Here is a 26,304-nt window from a genome sequence, read left to right on the forward strand (position 1 = left end):
GGTCGCTGTGATATTGCATTCCACCCTCGACCCGAGGGCCGAAGCGTACTCCGACGCGGCGGAGGCCATGATGGCCAAGCTCGCCGAGATCGACGTCGAGCACGGCAAGGCTCTGGCGGGCGGCGGACCGAAGTACGTGGAGCGCCACCACTCTCGCGGCAAGCTCACCGCTCGCGAGCGCATCGAGCTGCTGCTCGACCCCGATTCGCCGTTCCTGGAACTCAGCCCGCTGGCCGCCTACGGCAGCCAATATCAGGTCGGGGCCACCACGGTGACCGGTATCGGCGTGATCGAGGGCGTCGAATGCATGGTCACCGCGTTCGATCCCACCGTCAAAGGTGGCACCAGCAACCCGTGGACCATCAAAAAAGGCTTCCGCGCCAACCAGATTGCCTTGGAAAACCGGTTGCCGGTGATTACCTTGGTGGAGTCGGGTGGCGGTGACCTGACCGTCCAGAAGGAGATCTTCATCCCGGGCGGGCAACAGTTCCGCGACTTGACCCGGCTGTCGGCGGCCGGGATCCCCACCATCGCCTTGGTGTTCGGCAACTCAACCGCGGGTGGTGCCTACGTGCCGGGTATGTCCGATCACGTGGTGATGATCAAGGAACGCTCCAAGGTGTTCCTTGCCGGTCCCCCGCTGGTGAAGATGGCCACCGGCGAGGAATCCGACGACGAATCGCTGGGTGGTGCCGAAATGCATGCCCGCATTTCGGGTTTGGCCGACTACTTCGCCGCCGACGAACTCGACGCGATCCGGATCGGGCGCCGCATCGTGGCCCGGCTGAACTGGCGCAAACAGGGACCGGCGCCCGGGCCGGTCATCGAGCCGCTGCTCGATGCCGAAGAGCTGATCGGCATTGTGCCGGCTGACCTACGCATCCCGTTCGATCCCCGCGAGGTGATCGCCCGCATCGTGGACGGCTCCGAATTCGACGAATTCAAGCCGATGTACGGCTCGTCGCTGGTGACCGGCTGGGCGAGGCTGCACGGCTACCCGCTCGGCATTCTGGCCAACCACCGCGGCGTGCTGTTCAGCGAGGAATCACAGAAGGCCACCCAGTTCATCCAGTTGGCCAACCGCTACGACACGTCACTGTTGTTCCTGCACAACACCACCGGATACATGGTGGGCAAGGACTACGAGGAAGGCGGCATGATCAAGCACGGCTCGATGATGATCAACGCCGTCTCCAACTCGACCGTCCCGCACATCTCGCTGCTGATCGGCGCGTCGTACGGTGCCGGCCACTATGGCATGTGCGGGCGCGCCTACGATCCCCGGTTCCTATTCGCCTGGCCCAGCGCCAAATCCGCGATCATGGGTGGCGCGCAGCTGGCGGGCGTGCTGTCGATCGTGGCACGGGCGGCGGCCGAGGCCCGCGGCCAGCAGGTCGACGAGGAGGCCGACGCCGCGATGCGGGCCGCCGTCGAAGGCCAGATCGAGGCCGAGTCGCTGCCGATGGTGCTCTCCGGCATGCTCTACGACGACGGCGTGATCGACCCGCGCGACACCCGCACCGTGCTGGGAATGTGTCTGTCCGCCATCGCCAATGGCCCGATCAAAGGGACGTCGAACTTCGGCGTCTTCCGGATGTGATCGCCGGTGTCAATTAATCGAGTACTTGTCGCCAATCGCGGGGAGATCGCCCGGCGCGTGTTCGCCACGTGCCGGCGGCTGGGCCTGGGCACGGTCGCGGTGGACACCGACCCGGACGCCGACGCGCCACATGTGGCCGAGGCAGACGCCCGGGTGCGCCTGCCGAAGGTCAACGACTATCTCAACACCGAGGCGCTGATCGCCGCAGCCCGCGCCGCCGGAGCCGACGCGGTGCATCCGGGCTACGGGTTCCTTTCGGAGAACGCCGAATTCGCCAAGGCCGTCGCCGATGCGGGCCTGACCTGGATCGGTCCCCCGATCGACGCGGTGCGCGCGATGGGCTCCAAGATCGAATCCAAGAAGATGATGGCGGCGGCCGGTGTTCCGGTGCTCGACGAACTCGACCCGGAATCGGTCACCACCGCCCAACTGCCGGTGCTGGTCAAGGCATCCTCCGGCGGCGGCGGGCGCGGCATGCGGGTGGTGCATGAATTGGACGCATTGCCAAGCGAAGTCGCCGCCGCTCAGCGTGAGGCCCAATCGGCATTCGGCGATCCGACCGTGTTCTGCGAGCGCTATCTGCCCACCGGACATCACGTCGAGGTCCAGGTCATGGCCGACACCCACGGCACCGTGTGGGCCGTCGGCGAACGGGAATGCTCGATCCAGCGTCGACACCAGAAGATCATCGAAGAAGCGCCGTCGCCGTTGGTCGAGCGGGTACCGGGCATGCGGGCCAAGCTGTTCGAGGCGGCCAGGCTGGCTGCCGGCGCGATCGGCTACACCGGGGCGGGCACCGTGGAGTTCCTCGCCGATAACGACGGCGAGTTCTACTTCCTGGAGATGAACACCCGACTGCAGGTCGAGCACCCGGTCACCGAGGAGACCACCGGACTCGACCTGGTCGAGCTGCAGATCCACGTTGCCGACGGCGGCCGGTTGGATGCTGAACCACCAGCGGCACAAGGATATTCGATCGAGGCGCGGCTGTACGCCGAGGATCCGGCCAAGGACTGGCAGCCTCAGGCGGGCCTGGTGCAGCACATCGACGTGCCGACGGCGCGCACCAAGTTCGCCACCCTCGGCGCGCGCACGGGAATCCGGCTGGACTCCGGCATCGTCGACGGGTCGGTCGTCTCGATCCACTACGACCCGATGCTGGCCAAGGTCATCTCGTATGCCCCGACCCGCCACCAGGCAGCGATGGTGCTGGCCGATGCGCTGACCCGCAGCCGCATCCACGGTGTGCGCACCAACCGCGATTTGCTGGTCAACGTCTTGCGGCACCAGGCATTTCTGGACGGCGCCACCGACACGGCGTTCTTCGCCACCCACGACCTGGCCGAGCTGGCCCGTCCGCTGGTCGACGCCGAGGACATTCGGCTGTCGGCGATCGCAGCCGCGCTTGCCGATGCGGCGCACAACCGCTCGACGGCCAAGACATCCGGGGTGTTCGGCTCCATACCCAGCGGTTGGCGCAACCTGGCGTCCGGTTACCAGGTCAAAACCTATGTCGACGACAGCGGCGACGAGCACCGCGTCGAATACCGCTTCACCCGAACGGGTTTGATGCTGCCCGGTGACGAATCGCTCCAGTTGGTCTCGGCGTCGGCCGACGACGTGGTGTTGGCCGATGGCAGCGGGGTGGCCCGCAGGTACACGGTGAACCGCTACGGGCAGGACGTCTACGTCGACTCGGCGCGCGGGCCGGTTCACCTGACGGCGTTGCCACGCTTCCCCGAGCCGGGGTCGGCCGTCGAGAAAGGCTCGCTGGTAGCTCCCATGCCGGGCAACGTGATTCGGCTCGGGGCTGCGATCGGTGATGCCGTGACGGCCGGTCAGCCGCTGATCTGGCTGGAAGCGATGAAGATGGAGCACACCATCACCGCACCGGCCGACGGCATGCTCGCCGAACTCAATGTCGACACCGGACATCAAGTGGAGGTCGGCGCCATCCTGGCGCGCGTCGAAACCCCCGAGGATTCGTAACCAACAAGGAGATCCACATGACCGACAGCAGCTTCATCGAGAATGAAGATCGCAGGGCGCTGCGCAAGGCGGTGTCCGATTGGGCCGCCAAATACGGCAGCGAGTACTACCTGAAGAAGGCCCGCGCTCAGGAGCACACTGACGAACTGTGGTCCGAGGCAGGCAAACTCGGCTTCCTGGGGGTGAACCTGCCTGAGGAGTACGGTGGCGGCGGCGCCGGAATGTACGAGCTGTCACTGGTGATGGAAGAAATGGCGGCCGCGGGCAGCGCGCTGCTGCTGATGGTGGTCTCACCTGCCATCAACGGCACGATCATCTCCAAGTTCGGCACCGAGGAGCAGAAGAAGCGCTGGATTCCCGGTATCGCCGACGGCACCATCACGATGGCGTTCGCGATCACCGAACCCGACGCCGGATCCAACTCGCACAAGATCACCACCACCGCACGCCGCGACGGCAGCGACTGGATCCTCAAGGGGCAGAAGGTTTACATCTCCGGCGTGGACCAGGCCCAGGCGGTGCTGGTGGTCGCCCGCTCCGAGGAGGCCAAAACCGGGAAGCTGCGGCCGGCGCTGTTCGTGGTGCCGACCGACACGCCCGGCTTCACCTACACCCCGATCGACATGGAGATCATTAGCCCGGAGCGGCAGTTCCAGGTGTTTATCGACGACGTCCGGCTGCCCAGCGACGCGCTGGTCGGCGCCGAAGATGCCGCCATCGCACAGCTTTTCGCGGGACTGAACCCGGAGCGCATCATGGGCGCGGCCAGCAGCGTCGGCATGGGGCGCTTCGCGCTCGACCGGGCCGCCGACTACGTCAAGACCCGCCAGGTGTGGGGCACGCCGATCGGCGCACACCAGGGACTGTCACATCCGTTGGCGCAGTGCCACATCGAGGTCGAACTGGCCAAGCTGATGATGCAGAAAGCCGCGACACTCTACGACAACGGCGACGACGGCGGTGCCGCCACAGCGGCCAACATGGCGAAATACGCTGCGGCCGAGGCAGCTACCCGCTCGGTCGATCAGGCCATCCAATCGATGGGCGGCAACGGGCTCACCAAGGAGTACGGCGTCGCGGCCATGATGGCCTCGGCCCGCCTCGGCAGGATCGCACCGGTCAGTCGGGAGATGGTGCTCAACTTCGTCGCGCAGACATCGCTCGGCCTGCCGCGCAGCTACTGATGGACCGGGTAGTCGAATACAGCGTCGACGGCCATGTGGCGCGGCTGACGCTGAATTCGCCACACAACCGCAACGCGCTGTCGGCCGCGCTGGTCGGCCAATTGCATCAGGGCCTGCGTGATGCCGCGGACGACCCGTCGGTGCGGGCCGTGGTGCTCGGCCACACCGGCAACACGTTCTGTGCCGGCGCCGATCTCTCGGCAGGGTCGCAAGCAACGAGCTCAGATCCTCGTGGCGATCGCGAGGGCGGCGCAGCCGGGCCAAGCGGGTCGCCACCATCGGCGTACGAGGCAACCGCGCAACGATCCCGGGAGATGGCGGCGCTGCTGCGCGCCATCGTCGAGTCGCCGCGGCCGGTGATCGCCGCCGTCGACGGCCACGTCCGCGCCGGCGGCATGGGCTTGGTCGCCGCCTGCGACATCGCCGTCGCCGGGTCGCAGAGCACCTTCGCGCTCACCGAAGCCCGCATCGGCGTCGCGCCGGCGATCATCTCGCTGACGCTGCTGCCGAAGCTGTCGGCGCGGGCCGCGGCGCGTTACTACCTGACCGGCGAAAAGTTCGATGCCGCCGTCGCCGCTGAGATCGGGTTGATCACCGTGGCCGCCGACGATGTCGAGGCCGCAGTGGCGTCGCTGGTAGCAGACATCGGGCGCGGGTCGCCGCAAGGGCTGGCCGCGTCCAAGGCGCTGACCACCGCGGCCATCCTCGAGGGCTTCGACCGCGACGCGGAACGACTCGGCGCCGAGTCGGCGAGGTTGTTCGTCTCCGACGAGGCCCGCGAGGGCATGTTGTCGTTCCTGGAGAAGCGGCCACCGCGCTGGGCCGCCGGATGACGATGCGGGCCGGATAGCGGCCCGCTGAGGAGTCCGGCAATTCAGCCACGCCGGATGACGATGCGGGCCCGGTAGCGGCCCGCTGAGGAGTCGGGCCCGGCCATTAGGCTCCTTAGACGTGCCCGCCCGAGATGTGCTGCGCAGCCTGTTCACCGGGTGGCGGCGTCCGACGACGCATCCGGTTGACGCCCAGGGCGAAAGCGCCGACAGTCTGATCGGGTTCGTGCTCGCGGCCGCCTTGGTGGGCGTGCTCACCGGAGTCAGTGCGGCAAGCTTCCGGCTCCTCCTCGAACAGGGCGCGCGACTGCGCGGACACCTCGCCCACTGGGCGCACGGCACCTGGTGGGGGTTGATCGTCGTCGTCCTCGTCTGCACGGCCGCCGCCGCCATCGCGGCCGCTCTGGTGCACCGCGTCGAACCGCATGCCGAGGGCAGCGGAATTCCGCGTGTCGAAGCGGTCGCCGACGGCCGGGTTCGACCCGACCGATTCCGCATCCTGCCGGTCAAATACGTGGGCGGACTGCTGGCCATCAGCAGCGGCATGGCGCTCGGCCGCGAAGGGCCGTCCGTTCAGATGGGTGGTACCGCTGCGGTCATGGTCGCCACCTTGACCCGCCGGAACATCGCTGACCTCCGCATCCTGGTCGCCGGCGGCGCCGCGGCCGGATTGGCCACCGCCTTCAACGCGCCCATCGCGGGCGGCGTCTTCGTCCTCGAAGAACTCGTCAAACGGTTCGACCCGCGCACCACGGTCGCCACCCTGGTGGCGTCCGCGTCCGGCTTCGCCGCCGCCCGGCTGCTGATGCCGTCGCGATACGAGTTCCACATGAAGCCGCTGGCCGACCCGCGGCTTGTGGAGTCCGGCTGGGTGCTGGCGATCGGGCTCGTCACCGGCCTGCTCGGGGTGCTCTACAACGAGGCGGTGATGCGCGCCCTGCGCCGAGCCGACGGCAGCCGCTGGCCCAAGGAGGTTCGCGCCGCGTTGACCGGCGCGCTGGTCGGGCTGATCGTCTGGGCGGCGCCGGATCTGGCGGGCAGCGGCGACAACCTCACCCAGAACGCGCTGGTGGAACACGGCGCGCTGGTGGCCGTCGCCGGTGTGCTCGCGCTGCGGTTCGCGCTCGGTGTCGTCTCCTACGCCGCCGCCACCCCGGGCGGATTGTTCGCGCCGATGCTCGTGCTCGGCTCGCACGCCGGACTGCTGGTGGGCCTCGTCGCCGTGCACCTGACGCCGCACGTCACGCCGAGCCTGGCCGCTTGCGCTGTCATCGGCATGGCCGCCTTTTTCACCGCGTCGGTGCACGCCCCCGTCACCGGCCTGATCCTGGCGACCGAAATGACCGGCAACACCAATCAACTGCCACCCATGCTCGGAGCCTGCGCCGTCGCGATGCTCGTCGCGATCGCGCTGCGGTCTCAACCGATTTACGACCGGCTGACCCAACGCGCCGCGGAAAGCTCGGCAGCGGCAGCTGAGTGAGTTCTCCAACGTGGCGTAGCAGTTTGGTGAAGATCCCTTGCAGCAAAATTTGTTAGACGTAGGCTCGTCTCTGATGAGCAAATCGGCCCAGCGAGGGGCGCAGGATCAGCGGAACGCGATGACGCGTGCCGGTGAGACCGACCGTATCGAGGTAGCGCAGCTACTGACCGATGCCGCGGCTCAGGGCAAGTTGCAGATGAGCGACTACGAAGACCGGCTGACCAAGGCGTACGCGGCGAAAACTTACGAGGATCTCGATCGGTTGCGGTCAGATCTGCTGGGTTCGTCGGTCAGTCCCCGGAGCGGTAGCCCGGCCAAACCCGCGCCGTCGATGCTGCTGCTGGCCATCATGAGTGCATTCGAGCGGCGGGGCCGTTGGAACGTGCCGAAGAAGCTGACCACGTTCGCGCTGTGGGGCGGTGGCGTCATCGACCTGCGCTACGCCGACTTCACCTCCACCGATGTCGAGATTCACGCGACGTCGATCATGGGCGGCCAGACCATCCTGCTGCCGCCCGAGGTCAACGTGGAGATCAAGGGCCACGGGGTGATGGGCGGCTTCGAACATGATGTTCCGGGCGAAGGCACGCCCGGCGCACCGACCGTGCGCATTCACGGCTTCTCGCTGTGGGGCGGCGTCGGCATCAAGCGGAAGAACCGCAAGACCCAGCGCTGAACCGCCGGCCTACCGGCGCCGGCGAGACCGCAGATAGTCGCCGACCACAGCCGCGCCCAGCCCATCGAGATCGGGATCGACGACCCGACCCTCGACGCGGCGCGCAACCTGGTCGATGAAGCGGGCCAGCCCGGGGTCACTGCCGAGCCGGAAGATCGTCACCTGGGCGCCGAGCCTGGCCATTTCGTCGAAGCCCCGCACGGTGTTGGCGATGGTCCGCGGGTGCGGCGGGTAGTCAAAAAATACCGAGGAACGTCCGCTGCCGTCGACGTCTTCGAGATGCGCGGTCGGCTCACCGTCGGTGACGACGAGCAGCACGGGCTGCGCGTTGGGGTACCGCCGCAGATGCCGGCCGGCCAGCGCCAGCGCATGATGCAGGTTGGTGCCCTGCTCGTATACGCCTTCCAAGCCCATCAGCTCCGCGCTGGTCGTGGTACGCGCGTAACGGCCGAAAGCAATGATCTGCAACGCATCTGAACGGAATCGGGTGCGAACGAGATGATCGAGCGCGAGCGCGGTGCGCTTCATCGGCAGCCAGCGGTTCTCCATCACCATCGAGAACGACGTGTCGACCAACAGCGCGACCGCGGCCTGAGTGCGGGTCTCGGTCTCCGACACTTCGACATCGTCAACGGTGATGGCGATCGAGCCCGGATTGTCCGCCGACGTTCCGGCCTGCCGCAGCACCGCGTTGGTCAGCGTGCGGGTGACGTTCCACGGCTCGGTGTCACCGAACTGCCACGGCCGGGTGGCGCCGGTCAGGTCGCCCGCGGCGCCGGCCCGCCGGAGTTCACGCTCACCGCGACGGCTGGAAAGTTGCTGTGCGACATCGCGTAACGCGGTTTCGCCCAGGCGTCGCATCGCCTTCGGCGACAGCCGCCACTGGCCGTCCGAGCCGCGGTCGAGGAAACCCTGGTTCACCAGCGCGCGCTCGAGTTCGGCGAGCGTCTGGGCGTCGATGGCGGCCTGGTCGCCCAGCTGACGGGCCAGCGCGTCGAGGTCGACGTCGTCCATCGTGGCGCCGGGATAGCTCTGCGACAGCTGCTCGGCGAGTTGTTCCAGCTCGCCGATATCGGCCAGCGCCTGCGCACCTTCACCCATGCCCAGCGGGTTGTCGCCGGAAAATTGCGACGAGCCATCCCAGTCCTCACCCGGCCGGGCCGCCTGCAGGTGAGCGTCGAGCCGGCCGAGCGCCTCCATCAACGCCGGCGATCCAAATGCCTGCTCCGCCAACGCATCCAGCTCGGCACGCTGCTCGGGGCTGAGGCTGTTGCGGAACCGCTGCGCGGCCGCGGCCCGCTTGGCCAGCGAATCCAGCAGCTCCTCGACGTTCTGCGGGTTCTCCGGGAAGAACTCGCCGTGCTTGTCCATGAAGTCTTGGAAATCCTGCTCGGAGTCTTGACCTCTCGCGTGCTTGTCCAGCAACTCGTTGAGATCGTTCAGCATCTCGTTGACCCGCTGGCGGTCCTCGTCGGTGGCGCCTTCCAGCGCCTGCTTCATGCCGGCGAAACGTTGGTCGAGCATCTCCCGGCCGAGCAGATCCTTGATCTGCTCGTACTTTTCGCGTGCCTCGTTGCTGCGCCAGTCATACTCCGACAACTCCTGCACGGCTTTGGCCGGCGACGGCGGGAGCGCGTCGAGTTGCAATTCACCGAAGCGGGCGTCGTCGTCCAGGGCCCTGGCCAGTTCCTTGCGCTCGGCCAGCACCGCCTCGTCGAGCAGCTTCTTGATCTCTTGCAGCGTGCCGTCCAAGTTGTTGTTGCGCAACAGTTCTCGTCGCCGGCGGTTGGCCTCGGCCGCCAACCGGTCGGCACCGGTCATGTTCTTCGTGCCACGCCGCAGCAGCTCCGACAGCGCCCGACGCGGCGACGTACCCCCCATCACGTCCTGACCGATCTGTTCGAGCGCCTCGCGCAGGTCCACCGGCGGAGCCAGCGGGTCCGGCCCGCCGGTGTACGCCGAATACCGCGACGAATGCCCTTTAGCCATAGACGGTTTCGCCTTCTCCGGATGCCTTGTCGATGCGCTTGGCCAAATACAATGCTTCCAACGCCAATTCGAGCGCCGCGGCGCGCTCGCCCTCGGATTCCGCGCCGAGCCGCTTGGCGATCGCCTCGATCACCGGCAGGTCCGGGAGCGCCGCGAGCACGTCTTTGGCAGACACGCGCTCACCGGTCGTCACCGCTGAACCACCCTCGACCGCGGCCACCAGCGGACCAACATCCAGACCGCCCAATGCTCTCGATGCGGTGTCGGCGGTGGCACGGCGCAGCAGATGTTCGAGCACGGCCTGCTCGCGTCCTTCTTCGCCGGACTCGAATTCCAGCTTGCCGCGCAGCACGTCGATCACGGTTCCCAGATCGACCACCCGGGCCACCGGGTCCGTCTCGCCCAGCATCGCGCCGCGGTGCCGCGCGGAGGCGGCGACCGTCTCGGCCGCGGCGATCGCGAACCGCGCCGACACCCCGGATCGCTGATCGACGGAGTTGGACTCGCGTAGGTAGCGGGCGAACCGCGCGATCACCTGAACCAGGTACTCGGGCACCTGAGCACTGAGGTGGGCTTCCTGGCGGATCACCTCGACCTCGGCGTCGAGCTCCAGCGGGTAGTGGGTGCGGATCTCGGCGCCGAACCGGTCCTTGAGCGGAGTGATGATGCGACCACGGTTGGTGTAGTCCTCAGGGTTGGCGCTGGCTACGACGAGGACGTCGAGCGGCAGCCGCAGGGTGTAACCGCGCACCTGGATGTCGCGTTCTTCCATCACGTTCAGCATCGACACCTGGATGCGTTCGGCCAGGTCGGGCAGCTCGTTGACCGCGACGATGCCGCGGTGCGCCCGCGGAATCAGGCCGTAGGCAATGGTTTCAGGGTCGCCCAGGCTCCGGCCTTCGGCGACCTTGATCGGGTCGATGTCGCCGACCAGGTCGGCCACGCTGGTGTCGGGGGTGGCCAGCTTCTCGGTGTAGCGCTCGCTGCGGTGTCGCCACTCGACCGGGAGGTCGTCGCCGAGCGTGGCCGCTTTGCGGATCGACTCCGGCGTGATCGGCGAATACGGGTGCTCGCCGAGCTCTGCGCCGGCGATCACCGGCGTCCACTCGTCGAGCAGTCCGGTCAATGCCCGCAGCAACCGGGTCTTGCCCTGCCCACGTTCACCGAGCAGCACGAAGTCGTGGCCGGCGATCAGCGCCCGCTCCAGCTGCGGTAGAACGGTGTCCTCGAAGCCCAGAATGCCTGGCCAGATCGCTCCACCCTCAGCGCCCTCGGCGAGGCGTGCCAGCAGATTTTCGCGGATTTCTTGCTTGACTCCCCGTTCGCGATGCCCGGCGGCACGGAGTTCGCCGACGGTGCGGGGCAGATTATTCGCAGCGGTCACCACTCCACGCTACGACGGCTCGGCGAATACGGCACCGCCCCGGTCCTCCCGGCGAGAACAAGGCCGGGCAATCGCGTGGATTGCCCGGCCTCGTTGCGGTGAGTTGTGCGGCTAGCTGGCGGTGACAGTCGCCTTCTCGTCGCCTTCCTTCCAGGTGATCGTGCCGTGCTCGAACGTCGACTTGTAGGAGCCGTCGGGCTCCTTCATCTCGTCGGCGGTCGGGTAGCCGAGCTTGCCCTGCGAGGCCTGGTTGTCGTTCCACGCGTCGCGGATCTTGCCCCAGACGAGGTAGACGGGGCCGCCGTTGCGGTAGATCAGGACGCCACCGTCGTATTGCTGGTAGACGCCGCTGTTGTCCAAGGTGTTCTTCTGGTTGTCGTACGGAGCGCCCAGGTCTTTCTTCTGCTCGTCGTTGAGGGTCTCCCACTTGGCCAGGATCGGTCCCTCAACGGTGTACTCGGTGCCGTTCTTTCCGGCGATCTGCGTCGAGGTTGGCGCGGCGCCGGTCGACGACGGAGCCATAGCGGCCGATGACGTCATCGCAGATGACGAGGACGACGCAGCTGACGAACTCGAGGCGTTGCTGGAGTTGTTCGACTGATGACAACCCGCACCGACCAGTGCAAAAGCTGCAATTGCGATTGAGAACGACGCTGTTCTTTTTGTTATCGCGGGCATTTCTTCCTCTCGAATACCTTCGGATCGCACAGGACTCACCGCCGTCGGCGGTCCTGATTCCCGACTGTAGGCCGATCTGATCTTGTTCGGACCCGAATCAAGGCGACCAATCTCCGCAATTGGCAATGCTTTGCACAACGGTCGGCGCGCGTTCAAACCCGCGCAATGGAGTGCCTTACCTAACTTTTGCTACACGTCGGAACCCGGTGCGGGACGAAATCAACGCCTAGTGCGCGAAATGCCGAGCGCCGGTCAGGTAGAGCGTCACACCGGCCTTCGCGGCGGCAGCGGTGACCTCGTCGTCGCGCACCGACCCGCCCGGGTGGACGACCGCCTTCACGCCCGCGGCGGTCAGTGTCTCCAAGCCGTCCGGGAACGGGAAGAACGCATCCGAGGCCGCGACCGCGCCGCTGACCCGGTCGCCGCCACGCTCGACCGCCAGCCGCGCCGCGTCGACACGGTTCACCTGTCCCATGCCGATCCCAATGGTCGCGCCGCCCCCGGCGATGACGATCGCGTTGGATTTGACGGCGCGACAGGTTCGCCACGCGAAGACCAGATCCGCCAGCGTGGCCGGGTCGGCTGGGTCGCCGGTTGCCAACGTCCAGTTGTCCGGGTTGTCGCCGTCGGCGTCGATGCGGTCGCGTTGCTGGATGAGCAGCCCGCCACTGATCTGGCGGCGCTCTGCGGTGTCTTCGAGCGGTTCGGACGCGACGAGGACCCGCACGTTCTTCTTGCGGGCCAACACATCGACGGCGCCCGGCGCGTAGGCCGGCGCCACGATCACCTCGGTGAAAATGGTGCTGACGTATTCGGCCATCTCGACGGTGACCTCGGTGTTGGCCGCGATCACCCCGCCGAACGCGCTGAGCGGGTCGCACTCGTGGGCTTTGCGGTGCGCATCGGCCACCGACTCCGAGGAGACCGCGATCCCGCACGGGTTCGCGTGCTTGATGATCGCCACACAGGTCTGCTCGTGATCGAATGCCGCCCGCCACGCCGCGTCGGCATCGGTGAAGTTGTTGTACGACATCTCTTTTCCGTGCAGCTGCTCGGCCTGGGCCAGGCCGGGCCATCCGCTGTCGTCGACGTAGAGCGCGGCCTGCTGATGCGGGTTCTCGCCGTAACGCAACTGTGCCGAGCGGCGCCAGGTCGCGGCGAACCACTCCGGGAACTCCGACGCGGGCTGCTCGGGTGCCAGCGTCGACTCCATCCACCCGGCCACCGCGACGTCGTACTCCGCGGTGTGCCGAAATGCCAACGACGCCAACCGCTTACGCTCGGCAAGCGTGAACCCGCCGTTACGCACGGCGGCGAGCGCTCCGTCGTAGCCGAGCGGGTCGGTGACCACGGCGACGCTGGGATGGTTCTTCGCGGCGGCGCGCACCATCGACGGCCCACCGATGTCGATTTGCTCGACGCACTCGTCGGGGCCCGCGCCGGACTCCACGGTCTGGCTGAACGGGTACAGGTTGACCACAACCAGCTCGAACGCCGCGATCCCCAGTTTCTCGAGCGCGGCCGCGTGTTCGGGCTTGCGTAGATCGGCCAGCAGGCCGGCGTGCACGGCGGGATGCAAGGTCTTGACCCGGCCGTCCAGCACCTCCGGGAAACCCGTGACCTTCTCCACCGGGGTCACCGGAATGCCGTTATCGGCAATGGTTTTCGCGGTCGATCCGGTGGAGACGATGTCGACACCGGCCTCGTGCAGGCCGGTCGCAAGTTCGACCAGCCCGGTCTTGTCGTACACGCTGATCAAAGCGCGCCGGATCGGTCTTTTACCGTTGTCGCTCATACGCGCCACTCCTCCTCATCGCTGCGCTCTGCATCGTCGCTGGCGCGCCTCATCTGCGCCACTCCTCCTCATCGCTGCGCTCTGCATCGTCGCTGGCGCGCCTCATCTGCGCCACTCCTCCTCATCGCTGCGCTCTGCATCGTCGCTGGCGCGGTCGCTCATCCGATACTCGCCTTTCGTCCGATCCACGTCACGCCGCCGGTCGCGACCGCGGCGATCACATCAACCAAGAGTTGTCGTTCGACGACCTTGATGCGTTCATGCAAGGTCTGCTCGTCGTCATCGTCGAGCACCGCGACGGCTTGCTGAGCCAGTATCGGGCCGGTGTCAGTGCCCGCGTCCACCAGGTGCACCGTGCAGCCGGTGACCTTCACGCCGTGGGCCAGCGCGTCGGCCACCCCGTGTGCACCCGGGAATGCCGGCAGCAATGCCGGGTGGGTGTTCAGGGTGCGGCCCTCGAATTTCGACAGGAATTGTGGCCCAAGGATTTTCATGAATCCCGCGGAGACGACCAAGTCGGGCGAATGTGCCGCGGTCGCCTCGGCGAGCGCGGCGTCCCAGGCGGCCCGGTCGGGATGGTCAGCCAGGCGGACCGTGAAAGTCGGCAATGATGCCGCTGCGGCGATGTCGACAGCCGCGCAGTCGCGATCGACGCCGACGGCGACCACCCGCGCCGGATAGTCACCGGTGGCGGCATCGAGCAGCGACGCCAGCAGCGAACCGGTACCAGATGCCAGCACCACCACTCGTGCCGGTGCGCTGGGCGGCACGCGGAAGGTTTGCTGCACGCCATCGACCCTAGTGGGGCGTGGGCGGGTCGTCGGCATCGAGGCCGGGCTCAGCGGGGACGCTGTGGTCGTCGTCTTCGACCTCGGGAATCGGGTCGAGGGGGACGTCTTCGTCAACGAGTGGTTCGGCGATCGGTTCGCGCGCCCGCACCGGCTTCGGCTTCGGCTTCCGCGGCCGATACCGAATCCCGCCGGCCATCGCGACGGTAACCCAGCCGACCGCGGCGAACCACAGAAACACCGCGAAACCGAAAGTGCCCTGGTCGATTCCGACGGAGCCGAAGTTGCCCAGTTGCCCGCCGCCCGCATAACCCAGCACTGCCACCGACACCGCCGCCAGCAACGCCGCGGTCCCCAGCTTGGCGATCGCCGAGAAGATCGGCAACGGCTGTCGCGCACACTGCTGGCCGAGAGCGACCCCCGCCGACGCGCCGACGATGAGCAGCGCGACCCACACCGGGCCCAACGGCGGATGAGGCGCTGCCGCCAGCACCGGCAGCGCCGGCATGTCGCCGCCGAATACGGTGAACGAACTGAACGTCGCGAAGCCCAGATGCGCGCTGGAGCCCACCGCCATCGCCGCGGTCCCGACGATGACGTTGGGCACATACAGCACCGACAACACGGTCAGGCTGAACTGGCCGAAGACGGAGTTGGTGATCGCATACAGGTCTTGCATCGTGCCCCAGTGCACGACCAGGGAAGCGGCGGTGACCAAACCCGACAATCCGAACAGGGCCAGCACACCCGCCGTCGCGGCGCGCAGTGACTCACCCAGCCAGCCCGGCAGCGGCGATGCCGCCAGCGCCCGGCGGCCGACCCGCGAGCCGACGCCGATGGACGCCCCGATGCCGTGGACGACAAGCACACTGACGAAAGCCCGTAGCGCACTCGGCGTCTGCAGCGCGGTGATCACCGATGCGGCGTCGTGGATGACGGCCAATGCGACTGCGGCGATCAGCAGCGGTCCGCCGACCGCCGACGCGGCGATCCACCTGATGACGAACCACGACGAGGTGGCCGGCGTCGCGTGCGCGGTGGTGCGTGCGGTGCCCCACACCATCAGCAGCACCGGCAGCAGCGGCATCACGCCCAACTCGCGGCCACCGATGGAGATCGGCACCTGGTGTACACCCAGCCACATGCTGGCGATCGCGCCCAAGGCGCCGGTCATATCGCTGTTGGCGATGACCAGCTGCAGCAGCGTCACTGCCGCGATGATGATCAGCGCGACCACGGCCGGGCCGAACGCGACCCGGAGGAGATCACGGGCCTGTCGGGCGCCCGCGCTTCGACTGTCCTGCACCGACGTCACGCTTCGAGCACGTTACCGACAGATCCCCTGGTAGGCGAGCCGCCGCGCCCGACAGCGCACCGTCAGGACTGTGACGGGCCCGACGGCGAGGACGGAGCCTGCGGCTGCTGACCCTGGCCGTAGGAGTGCTGGCCGTGACCGGAGCCGGCGTGGTCCGCGGAGTTTCCCTGACCGGGCGAACCGGAGCCGGACGACGACGGCGGCGGGCTGAAGCTGGGGAATCCCGTTGGCGGGGTGGGCGATCCGTGCTGCTGGCTCTGCGGCGAGCTCGGCTGCGGTCCAGGCTGCGCGCTGAAGCCGCCGGTCGTGGGCCCCGTCGGGTAGCCGCCGTACTGCGCCCCATATCCGGACTGCTGGTAAGGAGCCTGCTGTCCGTAGTAGCCGTACTGACCGTAGTGCCCGTACTGGTCGTACTTGGGCCGCGGCGCAGGCGGAGTGATGACGCCCGCTTCCAGCAACAGCGCGCTGGCGGCGATCGAAGACTGGACGACGGCGGCGGCGACTGCGGCCCACAGCGCCCAGCCGCGGCCGGTCGCACCGATGGCGTCCTCGATCAGCAGCAGGGCGCCCACGGTGGCGATCACCGTGAACACCCCGGCGTAATCCTTGGCCTTGGGCAGCAGACTCACGCCGGCCAGCAGGCCCGCCACGAGCGCCAGGCCGACCGGAATCGGGTCCTTTTCGACGAGCTCGTCGCCGTTGGGAAGCACGTGGGTGATCAGCGGACCGTAGCTCACCAGGTAGATGACCAGGCCGAGAGCCAGCACCGCGATCGTCAGGTAATGCTGCAGGTTGCTTTCTGCGTCGCCGGCTTTGTTGAACGACGATGCGGCGGGGGCCCCGTAGGAGCCCGCCGACTGTGCGGGCGGATATCCGGGACTGCCGGGCGGGTAACTCATGGCTTCTCCTGTGCCTTCCAATGCTGTTGCGGCGCCATTGTCATACGGCGCAGCTGCTCCCGCGCGCCGCTCCTCGCGAGGCTACCTTGGAACGCTCGCTGAACGCCGTGGCGACGGCTGGCGCGAGAGGTTGCGACGCGAGCCGATCATCCACGCTAGCGCACCTCGGCCGGTGGGTCGGCGCGGACCTCGGCGGGATGCCGAGGCCCGCCACCTCACCCCCGGCGCTTGCCCGCCAGATTGGAACACGTTCTAATTCATCCATGGACTACGGGCTTGTGCTGTTCACCAGTGATCGCGGTATCTCTCCGGCAGCGGCGGCCAAACTCGCCGACGACCACGGATTTCAGACGTTCTACGTGCCCGAACACACCCACATCCCGGTGAAGCGCGAGGCCGCCCATCCGACGACCGGTGACGAGACGCTGCCTGACGATCGCTACATGCGCACGTTGGATCCGTGGGTCAGCCTCGGCGCGGCGTGCGCGGTGACCTCACGCGTCCGGCTGTCGACCGCGGTGGCATTGCCCGTCGAGCACGATCCGATCACTCTGGCCAAATCCATCGCGACTTTGGACCACCTTTCCGGTGGGCGGGTCAGCCTCGGCGTCGGGTTCGGCTGGAATACCGACGAGCTCGCCGACCACGGCGTCCCCGCGGGGCGGCGTCGCACCATGCTGCGCGAGTACATCGAGGCGATGCGCGCGTTGTGGACCCAGGAAGAGGCTTCCTTCGCAGGTGAGTTCGTCAACTTCGGGCCCAGCTGGGCGTGGCCGAAGCCGGTGCAGCCGCACATCCCGGTGCTGGTCGGGGCGGCGGGCAACGAGAAGAACTTCAAGTGGATCGCGCGCAGCGCCGACGGTTGGATCACCACTCCGCGCGACTTCGACATCGACGGGCCGGTGAAGTTGCTGCAGGACACCTGGGCTTCCGCTGGCCGGGACGGCGCACCGCAGATCGTGGCGCTGGACTTCAAGCCGGTGCCGGAGAAGTTGGCGCACTGGGCCGAACTCGGCGTCACCGAGGTGTTGTTCGGGCTGCCCGACAAATCGCACGACGAGGTCGCCGCATACGTGGAGCGATTGGCCGGCAAGCTCGCCGCTGCGGTCTAGCCTTAAGCGCATCGTGACAGCCGACGACGCGCAGGGCCGGTTCTTCCCTTACCGATACGAAAGCCGGCTAACTCCTATCTGGCTGCCGTTCCGGCTGTGGCCGGGCACGCAGGGCGTCACCGTCACCGAGGACGGTCGGCTGGTCGCCCGGTACGGGCCGCTACATGTCGACGCGCCGCTGTCGCAGGTGGTGCACGCCCATGTCACCGGCCCGTACCGGTGGTGGACCGCGGTGGGCGCGCGACTGTCGCTGGCCGACGACGGGCTGACGTTCGGCACCAACGCCGCCCAAGGCGCGTGCATCCACTTCGAGCCGCGCATCCGCCGGGTGCTGGGTCTACGGGATCACTCGGCGCTGACGGTGACGGTCGCCGACTGCCAGGGTCTGGTCGACACGATCAACAGCGCGGGGTAGTCAGCGCAGTGCAGCCCGGTTGATGCCCTCGCCGGTCGACTGCACGGTGATGCGGGCACCCAGCGGGTCACCGTCGGTCATCAACGCCACCAGATTCTCGTCCTCGCTGAGCGCCATGAACCGCGAGCCGTCGTCGTCGAGCCGGCCGATGATGACACCGGTCGTCGCCGGCCAGTCGTAGTGGACCGAGTACGTCTCAATGGTGGCCGCGCCGTTGGCATTTCGAGTGACCGGCACCTTCGGCAGCGCAGCGATGTTCTGCTGCAATTCCTTGCTGCGGTCGACCGCCCACTCGCCGGCGTTGGTCGAGTACACCCCCACCGAATACTTGCTCATCACACCGCCGTTGGCGCCGACGAGCCCGAACGAGCCCGGCTTGTCGCGCATGGCGGCCACGGTCTCGGCGATGCCGTGCAACGAATAGCTGTTGCCGGGGCCGCCGAAATACGGCAGCCCGCCGGTGAGCGTCAAACCGCGTGGGTCATCGGCGGTGAGCCCGAAGTCATCGCACACCGCGAAGACCGGAAACGGGAAGCAGCTGTAGAGGTCGAATGTCGCCACGCCGTCGATGCCGATGTCGGCGACCCGAAGCGCCTCTGCCACAGCTTGTTTGGCGGAGTAGCTGATACTGACGTCGACGCGGTCCAGCAGGTCCTGCTCGGTCTGGTCGGCATGCCCACGCAGATAGACCCACCTGCCCTCCGGCACTCCGAGTCGCCGGGCCGCCGACACCGACATCACCAGCGCAGCAGCCCCCTGGTTGACGGTGTCGCGCGCCACCAGCAGCCGCGGATACGGATCGCAGATCATCCGGTTCTCGTCGGTGACCGTTTCGATCTCCTGCACCGACCGTTCCACCGGTGACGACGAAAACGGATTCTTGGCAGCAACTTTGGAGAATGGAGCGAAGAGCTCGGCCATCGCGTGCCGATAATCGGTGACGCCGAACCCGAGCCGTCCTCTGCGGGCGTTGTCGAGCAGCCCGTACTGCACCGGCGCTCCAGTCAGCCCGTGCTTCGCGGTGTACTCGCTCATGTACTGCTCGAAACCGTATCCACGGTCCTCGAGCTGGCCGCCGACGTGCTCGGTGAAGTCCGGCTTGTCGTCACGGCCGGCGAAGTACTTCGCCGTGGACCCGGGCTCGGACCCGAGGATCAACGCGACCTCGATGTCACCGGCGGCGATCGCCCCGGCGAACTCCGTCATCAGCTTCTGCGGACCGTTGCCGCCGATCGGCTCGAGCACCGCGCGCGCCGGATCGGCGCCGACCCGGTTGGCCACCGACCGCACGTAGTTGTCCGAGCAACCGAGCGGCGGCTTGGTGAACGGGGTGCAGATCTCGAACTGGCGCAGGCCGGCGAACACCTCGATGGCCTGCGCCACCGTGCCCACGTCCGCACCGGTGTCGGCGAGTGCGGCCCGCACGGCCTCGGTCGCCAGGTCGACGGAGGACAGGCCGCGGTAACCGGGATCGTCGATGCGTTCGGTGAACTGGCCAACCCCGACGACGACGGGAGTACGGGGGTCTATAGCGCCAACCGCCATTACAGGCCTCCTGAGAAGTGTTAGTTCGTCAGGCTAACCGAAACCTGTAACGTGTTCCAATTCCTACAGGCTCTGCAGGATCTCCCGGGCGAGCGCGGCGGTCTCCGACGGTGTCTTGCCGACCTTGACGCCGGCCGCCTCGAGGGCTTCCTTCTTGGCGGCCGCGGTGCCCGACGAGCCGGACACGATGGCGCCGGCGTGGCCCATCGTCTTGCCTTCCGGCGCAGTGAATCCCGCGACGTAACCGACGACCGGCTTGGACACGTTGGCCTTGATGTAGTCGGCCGCCCGCTCCTCGGCGTCGCCGCCGATTTCGCCGATCATCACGATGACCTTGGTTTCGGGGTCCTTCTCGAAGGCCTCGATGGCGTCGATGTGGGTGGTGCCGATCACCGGGTCGCCGCCGATACCGATCGACGTCGTGAACCCGAAATCGCGCAGCTCGTACATCATTTGGTACGTCAGCGTGCCGGACTTGGAGACCAGGCCGACCGGCCCGGGGCCGCTGATGTTGGCCGGGGTGATGCCGACGAGCGACTGGCCGGGGCTGATGATGCCGGGGCAGTTCGGGCCGATGATGCGGGTCTTGCCACCCTTGTCGAGGTTGTAGGCCCAGGCATATGCGCTGTCCTGCACCGGGATTCCCTCGGTGATGACAACCAGCAGCGGGATCTCGGCGTCGATCGCCTCGATGATCGCGTCTTTGGAATACACCGGCGGGACGAAGATGATCGACACGTCGGCGCCGGTCTTTTCGATGGCCTCGACGACGCTGCCGAACACCGGCAGCTCGATGGGGTCACCGTTGACGTCCTTGTGCGCGACGGTCGTGCCGGCCTTGCGGGCGTTCACCCCGCCGACGATCTTCGTGCCGGCCGCCAACATCCGCGCGGTGTGCTTGGTGGCCTCCGAGCCGGTGATGCCCTGGACGACGACCTTGTTTTCAGCGGTCAGGAATATAGCCATGAGGTCATTTCTCCTTGCTCAGGCGCTCGCCAGCTCGGCGGCTTTGTCGGCGGCTTCGTCCATCGTCGGCACCAGTGTCACCAGGGGGTGGGCCGCCTCGGACAGGATGCGCCGGCCCTCGTCGACGTTGTTGCCGTCCAGCCGGACCACCAGCGGCTTGTTGGCCTCGTCACCCAAGATTTCCAGCGCCTTGACGATTCCGGTGGCGACGGCGTCGCACGAGGTGATGCCACCGAACACGTTCACGAACACGCTCTTGACCTGGTGGTCACCCAGGACGACGTCAAGTCCGGCGGCCATCACCTCGGCCGAGGCGCCGCCGCCGATGTCGAGAAAGTTGGCCGGCTTCACCCCACCGTGCTTTTCGCCGGCGTAGGCCACGACGTCCAACGTCGACATCACCAGGCCGGCGCCGTTTCCGATGATGCCGACCTGGCCGTCGAGCTTGACGTAGTTCAGGTCGTGCTCCTTGGCCTTCAACTCCAGCGGGTCGGTGGCGTCGCGGTCCTCGAACTCGACGTGGCCGGGCTGCCGGAAGTCGGCGTTGGCGTCGAGGGTGACCTTGCCGTCCAGCGCGAGGATCTGGTCGTCCGGGGTGCGCACCAACGGGTTGACCTCGACCAGCGTGGCATCCTCGCCGACGAAGACCTCCCACAGCTTGGAGATGGTGATCGCCGCGGCGTCGAGCACCTCGGCGGGCAGGTGGCCCTGCTCGGCGATCGAGCGGGCGCTCGCAAGGTCGACACCCTTGACGGCGTTCACCGGGACCTTGGCCAGCCGATCGGGCTTGGTGGCCGCGACCTCCTCGATCTCCATGCCGCCTTCCACCGAGCACATGGCCAGGTAGGTGCGGTTGGCGCGATCGAGCAGGAAGGATATGTAGTACTCCTCGGCGATGTCACTGGCCTCGGCCACCAGCAGCTTCTTGACGATGTGGCCTTTGATGTCCAGGCCGAGAATGTTCTTCGCGTGGTTGTAGGCGTCGTCGGCGGTCGCGGCGTATTTCACGCCGCCCGCTTTGCCGCGGCCGCCGGCTTTGACCTGGGCCTTCACCATCACCGGGCGGCCGATCTCTTCGGCGATCGCCTTGGCTCCCTCGGCGGTGTCAGTCACCCGCCCGGGTGTCGTCGGGACGTTGTGCTTGGCGAACAGTTCCTTCGCCTGATACTCGAAAAGATCCATGGGCTCACTTCTGTGTGTCGGCCTAGTTTTTCGTTTCTCACGCGGGCCCTGGGTTTTCCATCGCCCGCTTGCGGGAACTGTATCGAGACGGCCAGAGCGTTCCGTCGTCGGCATCGGTGGATGTGGCAGATCTCACCGGAGCGCCGGGAGTGATCCGAATCACAATCCCGGGTGGATTTCTGACTGGACTTGCGACGCCACGCGCCGGTTGGTTACCTTCTCAGAGTCCAGATAACGTTATGGTTACGGCTCGAGGGACAATCAGGTTGACCCAGCAAATTCCGGCACCGTCTCCTGTTCGGGGAGAGCTCTCGGCGTCGCGCAACCGCAGGCCAGCCCTTCATCGCAACGAAGTCACCGACATCATTCCGTTCAATGAGTTCGGAAAACTCGATGATCTGGACTTCAGCGAAAACTCTGCTTTCGACAAGGAAGCGCAGGTCCTGCGCGCACCCGAACTCGACGACCTGGACGACACTGACAACCTCGTAGTGATGGCTCTCGACGCCCCCAGCGTCACCGAAGCGAGCACCGAGCGCCTGATCGGAGCGCATCACCGTGACCCGCGCCGCGATCGCGACGACGCGGAGCCGTGGGCCCGGCGGGCGCAGCACCGCAAACAACTGACCGGGCCGACCCGGGGCCGGGTGTTGATCGGCGCGATGGCCGCCGGCGCCGCAGCCGCAGCTGCGCACTCCGCCACCCAGACCCCCGATCACTCCAAAGCGCAGACCGTGCTGGCCGCCGACGCCGCGGCCTTGACCGGCGGGCCGATCAGCACCTCCGCCCAGGGCATGCAGATGGTCGCCGTGCGGCCCGCTGCGAATGTGGCAGTGCACAACGCCGAGTTGGCGCACGGCGTCGCGTTCGCCCAGGAGCGCGCCGAGCGCGAAGCCCGGCTGCAGCAGCCGCTTTTCGTCATGCCGACCAAGGGAATCTTCACCTCTGGCTTCGGCTACCGGTGGGGTGTGCTGCACGCCGGCATCGACCTCGCGAACTCCATCGGCACCCCGATCCACGCGGTGTCCGACGGGCTGGTCATCGACGCCGGTCCGACCGCGGGCTACGGAATGTGGGTCAAGATCCGGCACGCCGACGGCACGGTCACGCTGTACGGCCACGTCAACACCACGCTGGTCAGCGTCGGTCAACGGGTGATGGCCGGCGACCAGATCGCCACCATGGGCAACCGCGGCAACTCCACCGGCCCGCACCTGCATTTCGAAGTTCTACTGGGCGGCTCGCAGCGGATCGATCCCGTGCCGTGGCTGGCCAAGCGGGGCCTCAGTGTCGGCACCTTTGCCGGTTGACCGGTGACTGACCCGAACACTCCCCCACCGCTCGATCGCCCGCCCACGCAACCGCCGAGTGGTCCCATGCGTGCGGGCGGCGCCCCTCAGACCGGCATCATTCGACGCGCCCCGACCGGCGCGATGCCGGTGGTCGAAGACACCCGCACCACCCACATTCCGCGCCAGGCACCACCGCCCCGTCCGGTCTCGCCTCCGCCGTACGCCCCTGCGCCGGCCTTCCAGCCCAGCGCAGCGCCGGCGATAGCCGCAGCGGCCGTCAGCATCGTCAGCGGTTGGGCCACCTCGGTGGTGGCGACCGAGCTGATCGCCGGCTGGTGGCACTCCGATCGCCTGTTCTGCGTCGCAGTGGCCTTCCTGGGGCTGGTGTTCGCCATGGCCACAGTCGGCGGGGTGATTCTGCTGCTGTTGCGTCAAACCCTCGGCCGCTACCTGATCGTGGCCGGTGCGGTCGTCGCGATCCTGACGTATCTGGGCGTGTTCATCGCCGGTGCACGCGTGGCGTGGATCGTGCACACGCTGCCACTCCTGCCGATCGCCAGCGCGGTGCTGACGATGCTGCCGCGCACCAGGGACTGGCTACTAGACGACTGAGCTGGATTGCCCGGCTAGAGCTTCGCGACCGGCGCGTGGTTGTGCATCAGCTTGACCCGTCCCGAGCTGCCGAAGTCGATCAACGACATCGCCGATTCGCCGACCCCGGACACCTCTTCGACGCGGCCCAGCCCGTACTTGTCGTGGGTGACCCGGTCGCCGGGTGCCAGCGTCAACAGCGGGCGCTTGCTACCGCCGCCGCTGCGGGTCGGCGACGGCCGCGGCGCGCCGAATCGGCCGGCTCCGCTCACCGGCGCACTGAACGACGGGGTCGGGTCGGTGCGCCGCCACTCGATCAGCTCTTGCGGGATCTCGCGCAGGAACCGCGATTCGGGATTGAGCATCGGCTGACCCCACGACGACCGGACCTTGGCCCGGCTGACGAACAGCCGCTGGCGCGCCCGGGTGATCCCGACGTAGGCGAGTCGACGCTCCTCGGACAGTTCGCGGGGATCGCCCAAAGCCCGCATGTGCGGGAACATTCCGTCTTCCCAGCCGGTCACGAACACCACCGGGAATTCCAGCCCCTTGGCGGTGTGCAGGGTCATCAGCGTCACCACGCCGGACCCGTGCTCAGGAAGCTCGTCGGCATCGGCCACCAACGACACCCGTTCGAGGAACTGGGCAAGGACACCAAGGTCCGGCACGTCCTCGTCGTCAAGGTCGGTTCCGAGAGCTTCGGCGTTGGCCAGGTCGGTCGCGAATTCGTGTGCGACGCTGACCAATTCGTTCAGGTTGTCGAGCCGCGCCAGATCCTGCGGGTCACTCGACGACTCGAGTTCGTCGCGGTAACCGGTGCGGTCGAGCACAGCCTCGACGAGCTCGCCGAGTTCGCCGTCCAAATGCCCGCGTAACTCGTCGAGCATTTCCACGAAGGCCGCAATCGCCTTGGCCGAGCGGGTGTTCAGCATCGGCACCTTGCCTTCGGCGGCGGCCTCCAGCGCATCGGCGAAGCTCGAGCCGGTGTTCTCCGCGTACACCGCCACGCACGCCTCGGCGCGATCGCCGATGCCGCGCCGCGGGGTGTTGAGGATGCGCCGCATGCTGACCGCGTCACCGGGGTTGTCCAGCACCCGCAGGTAGGCAACCAGGTCGCGAATCTCTTTGCGCTCGTAAAACCGCACTCCCCCAACGACTTTGTAGGGAATGCCGGCTCGGATGAACACCTCTTCCAATGATCGCGACGAGTTGTTGGTGCGGTAGAAGACGGCGACGTCGTTGTAGCTGATGCCACTGCTTGCCGCGAGCGCATCGATTTCCTCGGCGACGAACCTCGCCTCGTCGTGCTCGTTGTCGGCGACGTAGCCGACGATCAGCTCACCCTCGCCGGCGTCGGTCCACAGCCGCTTGTCCCGGCGCTCGGGGTTGCGGGAGATCACCGAGTTGGCCGCGGACAGGATGTTCTGCGTGGAGCGGTAGTTCTGTTCCAGCAGAATCGTCGTCGCGTCGGGGTAGTCGTGTTCGAAGTCTTCGATGTTGCGAATGGTGGCCCCGCGGAACGCGTAGATCGACTGATCGGCATCGCCGACCACGCAGAGTTCGCCGGGCGGGACGCTGTCCTCGGTTTCGCTTTCACGGCCGACCAATTCGCGCACCAGGACGTATTGGGCGTGGTTGGTGTCCTGGTATTCGTCGACCAGGATGTGCCGGAACCGCCTGCGGTAATGGTCGGCGATCTGCGGGAAGGCCTGCAGCACCGCGACCGTCTCGCCGATCAGGTCGTCGAAGTCGAGCGCGTTGGCCACCCGCAGCCGATGCTGATATTCGGTGTAGACCGCGGCGACCGTGCGGGCCAGATCGTCGGTCTCGTCGGTCAGGTCGGCGACCGCCTGCTGCGGGTCGATCAGTTCGTTCTTCAGGTTCGAGATGGCATTGGCCAGCAGCCGTGGCGAAAACCGCTTGATGTCGAGGCCCATGTCCTTGCCGATCATCTGCAGCAGGCGTCGCGAATCGTCGGCGTCGTAGATGGAGAAGTTGGAGTTGAGGCCTTCGATCAGCGACGCCTGGTTACGCAGAATCCGCACGCAGGTCGAGTGGAATGTCGACACCCACATCGAGCGGGCCCGCGGGCCGACCAGCGTCGCCACCCGCTCACGCATTTCCGCGGCGGCTTTGTTGGTGAACGTGATCGCCAGAATCTGACCGGGGCTGACGTCGCGGGCGGCCAACAGGTAGGCGATGCGACGGGTCAGCACGGCCGTCTTGCCGGATCCGGCGCCCGCGACGATCAGCAGCGGCGAGCCCTCATGCAAAACCGCCTGGCGCTGCTGCGGGTTGAGGCCGTCGAGAAGCTGCTCAGTTTCGGAATCGGTTACGCGCGCACTCGTGATTTCGCCGCTCCTCCTGCCCTTCCAGATCGCATTGCCCTGTCTATCGTCGCCGGCGAGGTCATGACTGCCCCAACCTACCGCTGTTCGGCGACACCTTTGCGCTGGAACGCCTCCTAATGGCACACTCATTTCGTGCTCAATGCGCAGTGGCGATTTTTCTACGGGTACCGGCCAGCGGTGCCCGTGGTTTAGCTGCTTCCCAGAGCCCCGCGGTCCGCTTCTGAGATCCGGGGCTCGTCT

The 26,304-nt window shown here is 67.2% G+C and carries 21 protein-coding genes and 1 pseudogene; 10 read left to right on the forward strand and 12 right to left on the reverse strand.

Going from position 1 to position 26,304, the window contains the following annotated elements; translation table 11 throughout:
* Positions 1-10: 10 nt before the first annotated feature.
* The 6 genes from G6N27_RS11255 to G6N27_RS11280 all read left to right on the forward strand — a co-directional run bounded on the left by G6N27_RS11255 (position 11) and on the right by G6N27_RS11280 (position 7,762).
* Complete coding sequence (locus tag G6N27_RS11255) at positions 11-1,600, forward strand: acyl-CoA carboxylase subunit beta (RefSeq protein ID WP_163781670.1); 1,590 nt, start codon at positions 11-13, stop codon at positions 1,598-1,600.
* A 6-nt stretch (positions 1,601-1,606) separates the two neighbouring features.
* Positions 1,607-3,589 carry an acetyl/propionyl/methylcrotonyl-CoA carboxylase subunit alpha gene (locus G6N27_RS11260; RefSeq protein ID WP_163776402.1) on the forward strand — a complete coding sequence of 661 codons (1,983 nt, stop codon included), beginning with the start codon at positions 1,607-1,609 and terminating at the stop codon, positions 3,587-3,589.
* 17 nt (positions 3,590-3,606) lie between these two features.
* Positions 3,607-4,773 (forward strand): acyl-CoA dehydrogenase family protein, encoded by a 1,167-nt coding sequence (locus G6N27_RS11265; protein ID WP_163776403.1) that lies wholly within the window; start codon positions 3,607-3,609, stop codon positions 4,771-4,773.
* Positions 4,773-5,606 (forward strand): enoyl-CoA hydratase family protein, encoded by an 834-nt coding sequence (locus G6N27_RS11270; protein ID WP_163776404.1) that lies wholly within the window; start codon positions 4,773-4,775, stop codon positions 5,604-5,606. The genes G6N27_RS11265 and G6N27_RS11270 overlap by 1 nt, the downstream gene beginning before the upstream one ends.
* Before the next feature lie 118 nt (positions 5,607-5,724).
* Positions 5,725-7,086 carry a ClC family H(+)/Cl(-) exchange transporter gene (locus tag G6N27_RS11275; protein ID WP_163776405.1) on the forward strand — a complete coding sequence of 454 codons (1,362 nt, stop codon included), beginning with the start codon at positions 5,725-5,727 and terminating at the stop codon, positions 7,084-7,086.
* A 73-nt stretch (positions 7,087-7,159) separates the two neighbouring features.
* Positions 7,160-7,762, forward strand: coding sequence for a DUF1707 SHOCT-like domain-containing protein (locus G6N27_RS11280; protein ID WP_163776406.1), 603 nt, complete (start codon positions 7,160-7,162; stop codon positions 7,760-7,762).
* A gap of 9 nt (positions 7,763-7,771) precedes the next feature.
* Here G6N27_RS11280 and G6N27_RS11285 read toward each other — a convergent pair whose 3' ends face one another.
* The 8 genes and pseudogenes from G6N27_RS11285 to G6N27_RS11315 form a co-directional block, all read right to left on the reverse strand.
* The gene (locus G6N27_RS11285; RefSeq protein WP_163776407.1) at positions 7,772-9,751 is read right to left on the reverse strand and encodes a vWA domain-containing protein; all 1,980 of its coding nucleotides are present in this window, start codon (positions 9,749-9,751) and stop codon (positions 7,772-7,774) included.
* Positions 9,744-11,138, reverse strand: coding sequence for an ATP-binding protein (locus G6N27_RS11290; RefSeq protein ID WP_163776408.1), 1,395 nt, complete (start codon positions 11,136-11,138; stop codon positions 9,744-9,746). Before G6N27_RS11290 ends, G6N27_RS11285 begins: the two co-directional genes overlap by 8 nt.
* Before the next feature lie 108 nt (positions 11,139-11,246).
* Complete coding sequence (locus G6N27_RS11295) at positions 11,247-11,657, reverse strand: LGFP repeat-containing protein (protein WP_232064963.1); 411 nt, start codon at positions 11,655-11,657, stop codon at positions 11,247-11,249.
* Positions 11,658-12,039: 382 nt separating this feature from the next.
* Positions 12,040-13,608, reverse strand: a complete 1,569-nt coding sequence (purH, locus tag G6N27_RS11300; RefSeq protein WP_163776410.1) for a bifunctional phosphoribosylaminoimidazolecarboxamide formyltransferase/IMP cyclohydrolase — start codon at positions 13,606-13,608, stop codon at positions 12,040-12,042.
* A 66-nt stretch (positions 13,609-13,674) separates the two neighbouring features.
* A pseudogene (locus G6N27_RS25680) lies at positions 13,675-13,748 on the reverse strand (hypothetical protein); the annotation flags it as partial.
* 18 nt (positions 13,749-13,766) lie between these two features.
* Entirely contained in the window at positions 13,767-14,396 is a 630-nt protein-coding gene (purN, locus tag G6N27_RS11305) for a phosphoribosylglycinamide formyltransferase (RefSeq protein WP_163776411.1), read from the reverse strand.
* 10 nt (positions 14,397-14,406) lie between these two features.
* Positions 14,407-15,711, reverse strand: coding sequence for a cell division protein PerM (locus G6N27_RS11310; protein WP_372513049.1), 1,305 nt, complete (start codon positions 15,709-15,711; stop codon positions 14,407-14,409).
* Positions 15,712-15,773: 62 nt separating this feature from the next.
* Positions 15,774-16,610, reverse strand: a complete 837-nt coding sequence (locus G6N27_RS11315) for a DUF5336 domain-containing protein (protein ID WP_163776412.1) — start codon at positions 16,608-16,610, stop codon at positions 15,774-15,776.
* A gap of 263 nt (positions 16,611-16,873) precedes the next feature.
* Between G6N27_RS11315 and G6N27_RS11320 the strand changes: the two genes are divergently transcribed.
* Together G6N27_RS11320 and G6N27_RS11325 are read left to right on the forward strand one after the other, a co-directional pair.
* A complete protein-coding gene (locus tag G6N27_RS11320; protein ID WP_163776413.1) occupies positions 16,874-17,722 on the forward strand; it encodes an LLM class F420-dependent oxidoreductase in 849 nt (282 codons plus the stop codon).
* 13 nt (positions 17,723-17,735) lie between these two features.
* Positions 17,736-18,137 carry a hypothetical protein gene (locus G6N27_RS11325; protein ID WP_163776414.1) on the forward strand — a complete coding sequence of 134 codons (402 nt, stop codon included), beginning with the start codon at positions 17,736-17,738 and terminating at the stop codon, positions 18,135-18,137.
* On the opposite strand, the gene G6N27_RS11330 is transcribed toward G6N27_RS11325, so the two are convergent.
* The 3 genes from G6N27_RS11330 to sucC form a co-directional block, all read right to left on the reverse strand.
* Positions 18,138-19,682, reverse strand: a complete 1,545-nt coding sequence (locus G6N27_RS11330) for an acetyl-CoA acetyltransferase (protein WP_163776415.1) — start codon at positions 19,680-19,682, stop codon at positions 18,138-18,140.
* 63 nt (positions 19,683-19,745) lie between these two features.
* Positions 19,746-20,648, reverse strand: coding sequence for a succinate--CoA ligase subunit alpha (gene sucD, locus G6N27_RS11335; RefSeq protein ID WP_163776416.1), 903 nt, complete (start codon positions 20,646-20,648; stop codon positions 19,746-19,748).
* A gap of 18 nt (positions 20,649-20,666) precedes the next feature.
* Complete coding sequence (sucC, locus tag G6N27_RS11340; RefSeq protein WP_163776417.1) at positions 20,667-21,830, reverse strand: ADP-forming succinate--CoA ligase subunit beta; 1,164 nt, start codon at positions 21,828-21,830, stop codon at positions 20,667-20,669.
* A gap of 239 nt (positions 21,831-22,069) precedes the next feature.
* Here sucC and G6N27_RS11345 point away from each other — a divergent pair, with 239 nt between their 5' ends.
* On the forward strand, positions 22,070-23,140 hold the full coding sequence (locus G6N27_RS11345) for a M23 family metallopeptidase (RefSeq protein WP_163776418.1): 1,071 nt from the start codon (positions 22,070-22,072) through the stop codon (positions 23,138-23,140).
* Between the two features lie 3 nt (positions 23,141-23,143).
* Entirely contained in the window at positions 23,144-23,734 is a 591-nt protein-coding gene (locus G6N27_RS11350; RefSeq protein WP_372513051.1) for a hypothetical protein, read from the forward strand.
* 14 nt (positions 23,735-23,748) lie between these two features.
* Here the strand turns inward: G6N27_RS11350 and pcrA are convergent, their stop codons facing one another.
* Positions 23,749-26,064 carry a DNA helicase PcrA gene (pcrA, locus tag G6N27_RS11355; protein WP_232065064.1) on the reverse strand — a complete coding sequence of 772 codons (2,316 nt, stop codon included), beginning with the start codon at positions 26,062-26,064 and terminating at the stop codon, positions 23,749-23,751.
* Positions 26,065-26,304: the final 240 nt, after the last annotated feature.

This window comes from Mycobacterium cookii, assembly GCF_010727945.1.
GTDB classification, from domain to species: Bacteria; Actinomycetota; Actinomycetes; order Mycobacteriales; family Mycobacteriaceae; genus Mycobacterium; species Mycobacterium cookii.

Bases quoted from the DNA above. Each gene is read 5' to 3' on its own strand.
- G6N27_RS11265 (WP_163776403.1), top strand. From the start codon at position 3,607: ATGACCGACAGCAGCTTCATCGAGAATGAAGATCGCAGGGCGCTGCGC.
- G6N27_RS11270 (WP_163776404.1), top strand. From the start codon at position 4,773: ATGGACCGGGTAGTCGAATACAGCGTCGACGGCCATGTGGCGCGGCTG.
- G6N27_RS11280 (WP_163776406.1), top strand. From the start codon at position 7,160: ATGAGCAAATCGGCCCAGCGAGGGGCGCAGGATCAGCGGAACGCGATG.
- G6N27_RS11285 (WP_163776407.1), bottom strand. From the start codon at position 9,751: ATGGCTAAAGGGCATTCGTCGCGGTATTCGGCGTACACCGGCGGGCCG.
- G6N27_RS11295 (WP_232064963.1), bottom strand. From the start codon at position 11,657: ATGGCTCCGTCGTCGACCGGCGCCGCGCCAACCTCGACGCAGATCGCC.
- purH (WP_163776410.1), bottom strand. From the start codon at position 13,608: ATGAGCGACAACGGTAAAAGACCGATCCGGCGCGCTTTGATCAGCGTG.
- G6N27_RS11315 (WP_163776412.1), bottom strand. From the start codon at position 16,610: ATGAGTTACCCGCCCGGCAGTCCCGGATATCCGCCCGCACAGTCGGCG.
- G6N27_RS11320 (WP_163776413.1), top strand. From the start codon at position 16,874: ATGGACTACGGGCTTGTGCTGTTCACCAGTGATCGCGGTATCTCTCCG.
- G6N27_RS11330 (WP_163776415.1), bottom strand. From the start codon at position 19,682: ATGGCGGTTGGCGCTATAGACCCCCGTACTCCCGTCGTCGTCGGGGTT.
- sucD (WP_163776416.1), bottom strand. From the start codon at position 20,648: ATGGCTATATTCCTGACCGCTGAAAACAAGGTCGTCGTCCAGGGCATC.
- sucC (WP_163776417.1), bottom strand. From the start codon at position 21,830: ATGGATCTTTTCGAGTATCAGGCGAAGGAACTGTTCGCCAAGCACAAC.
- G6N27_RS11345 (WP_163776418.1), top strand. From the start codon at position 22,070: ATGGTTACGGCTCGAGGGACAATCAGGTTGACCCAGCAAATTCCGGCA.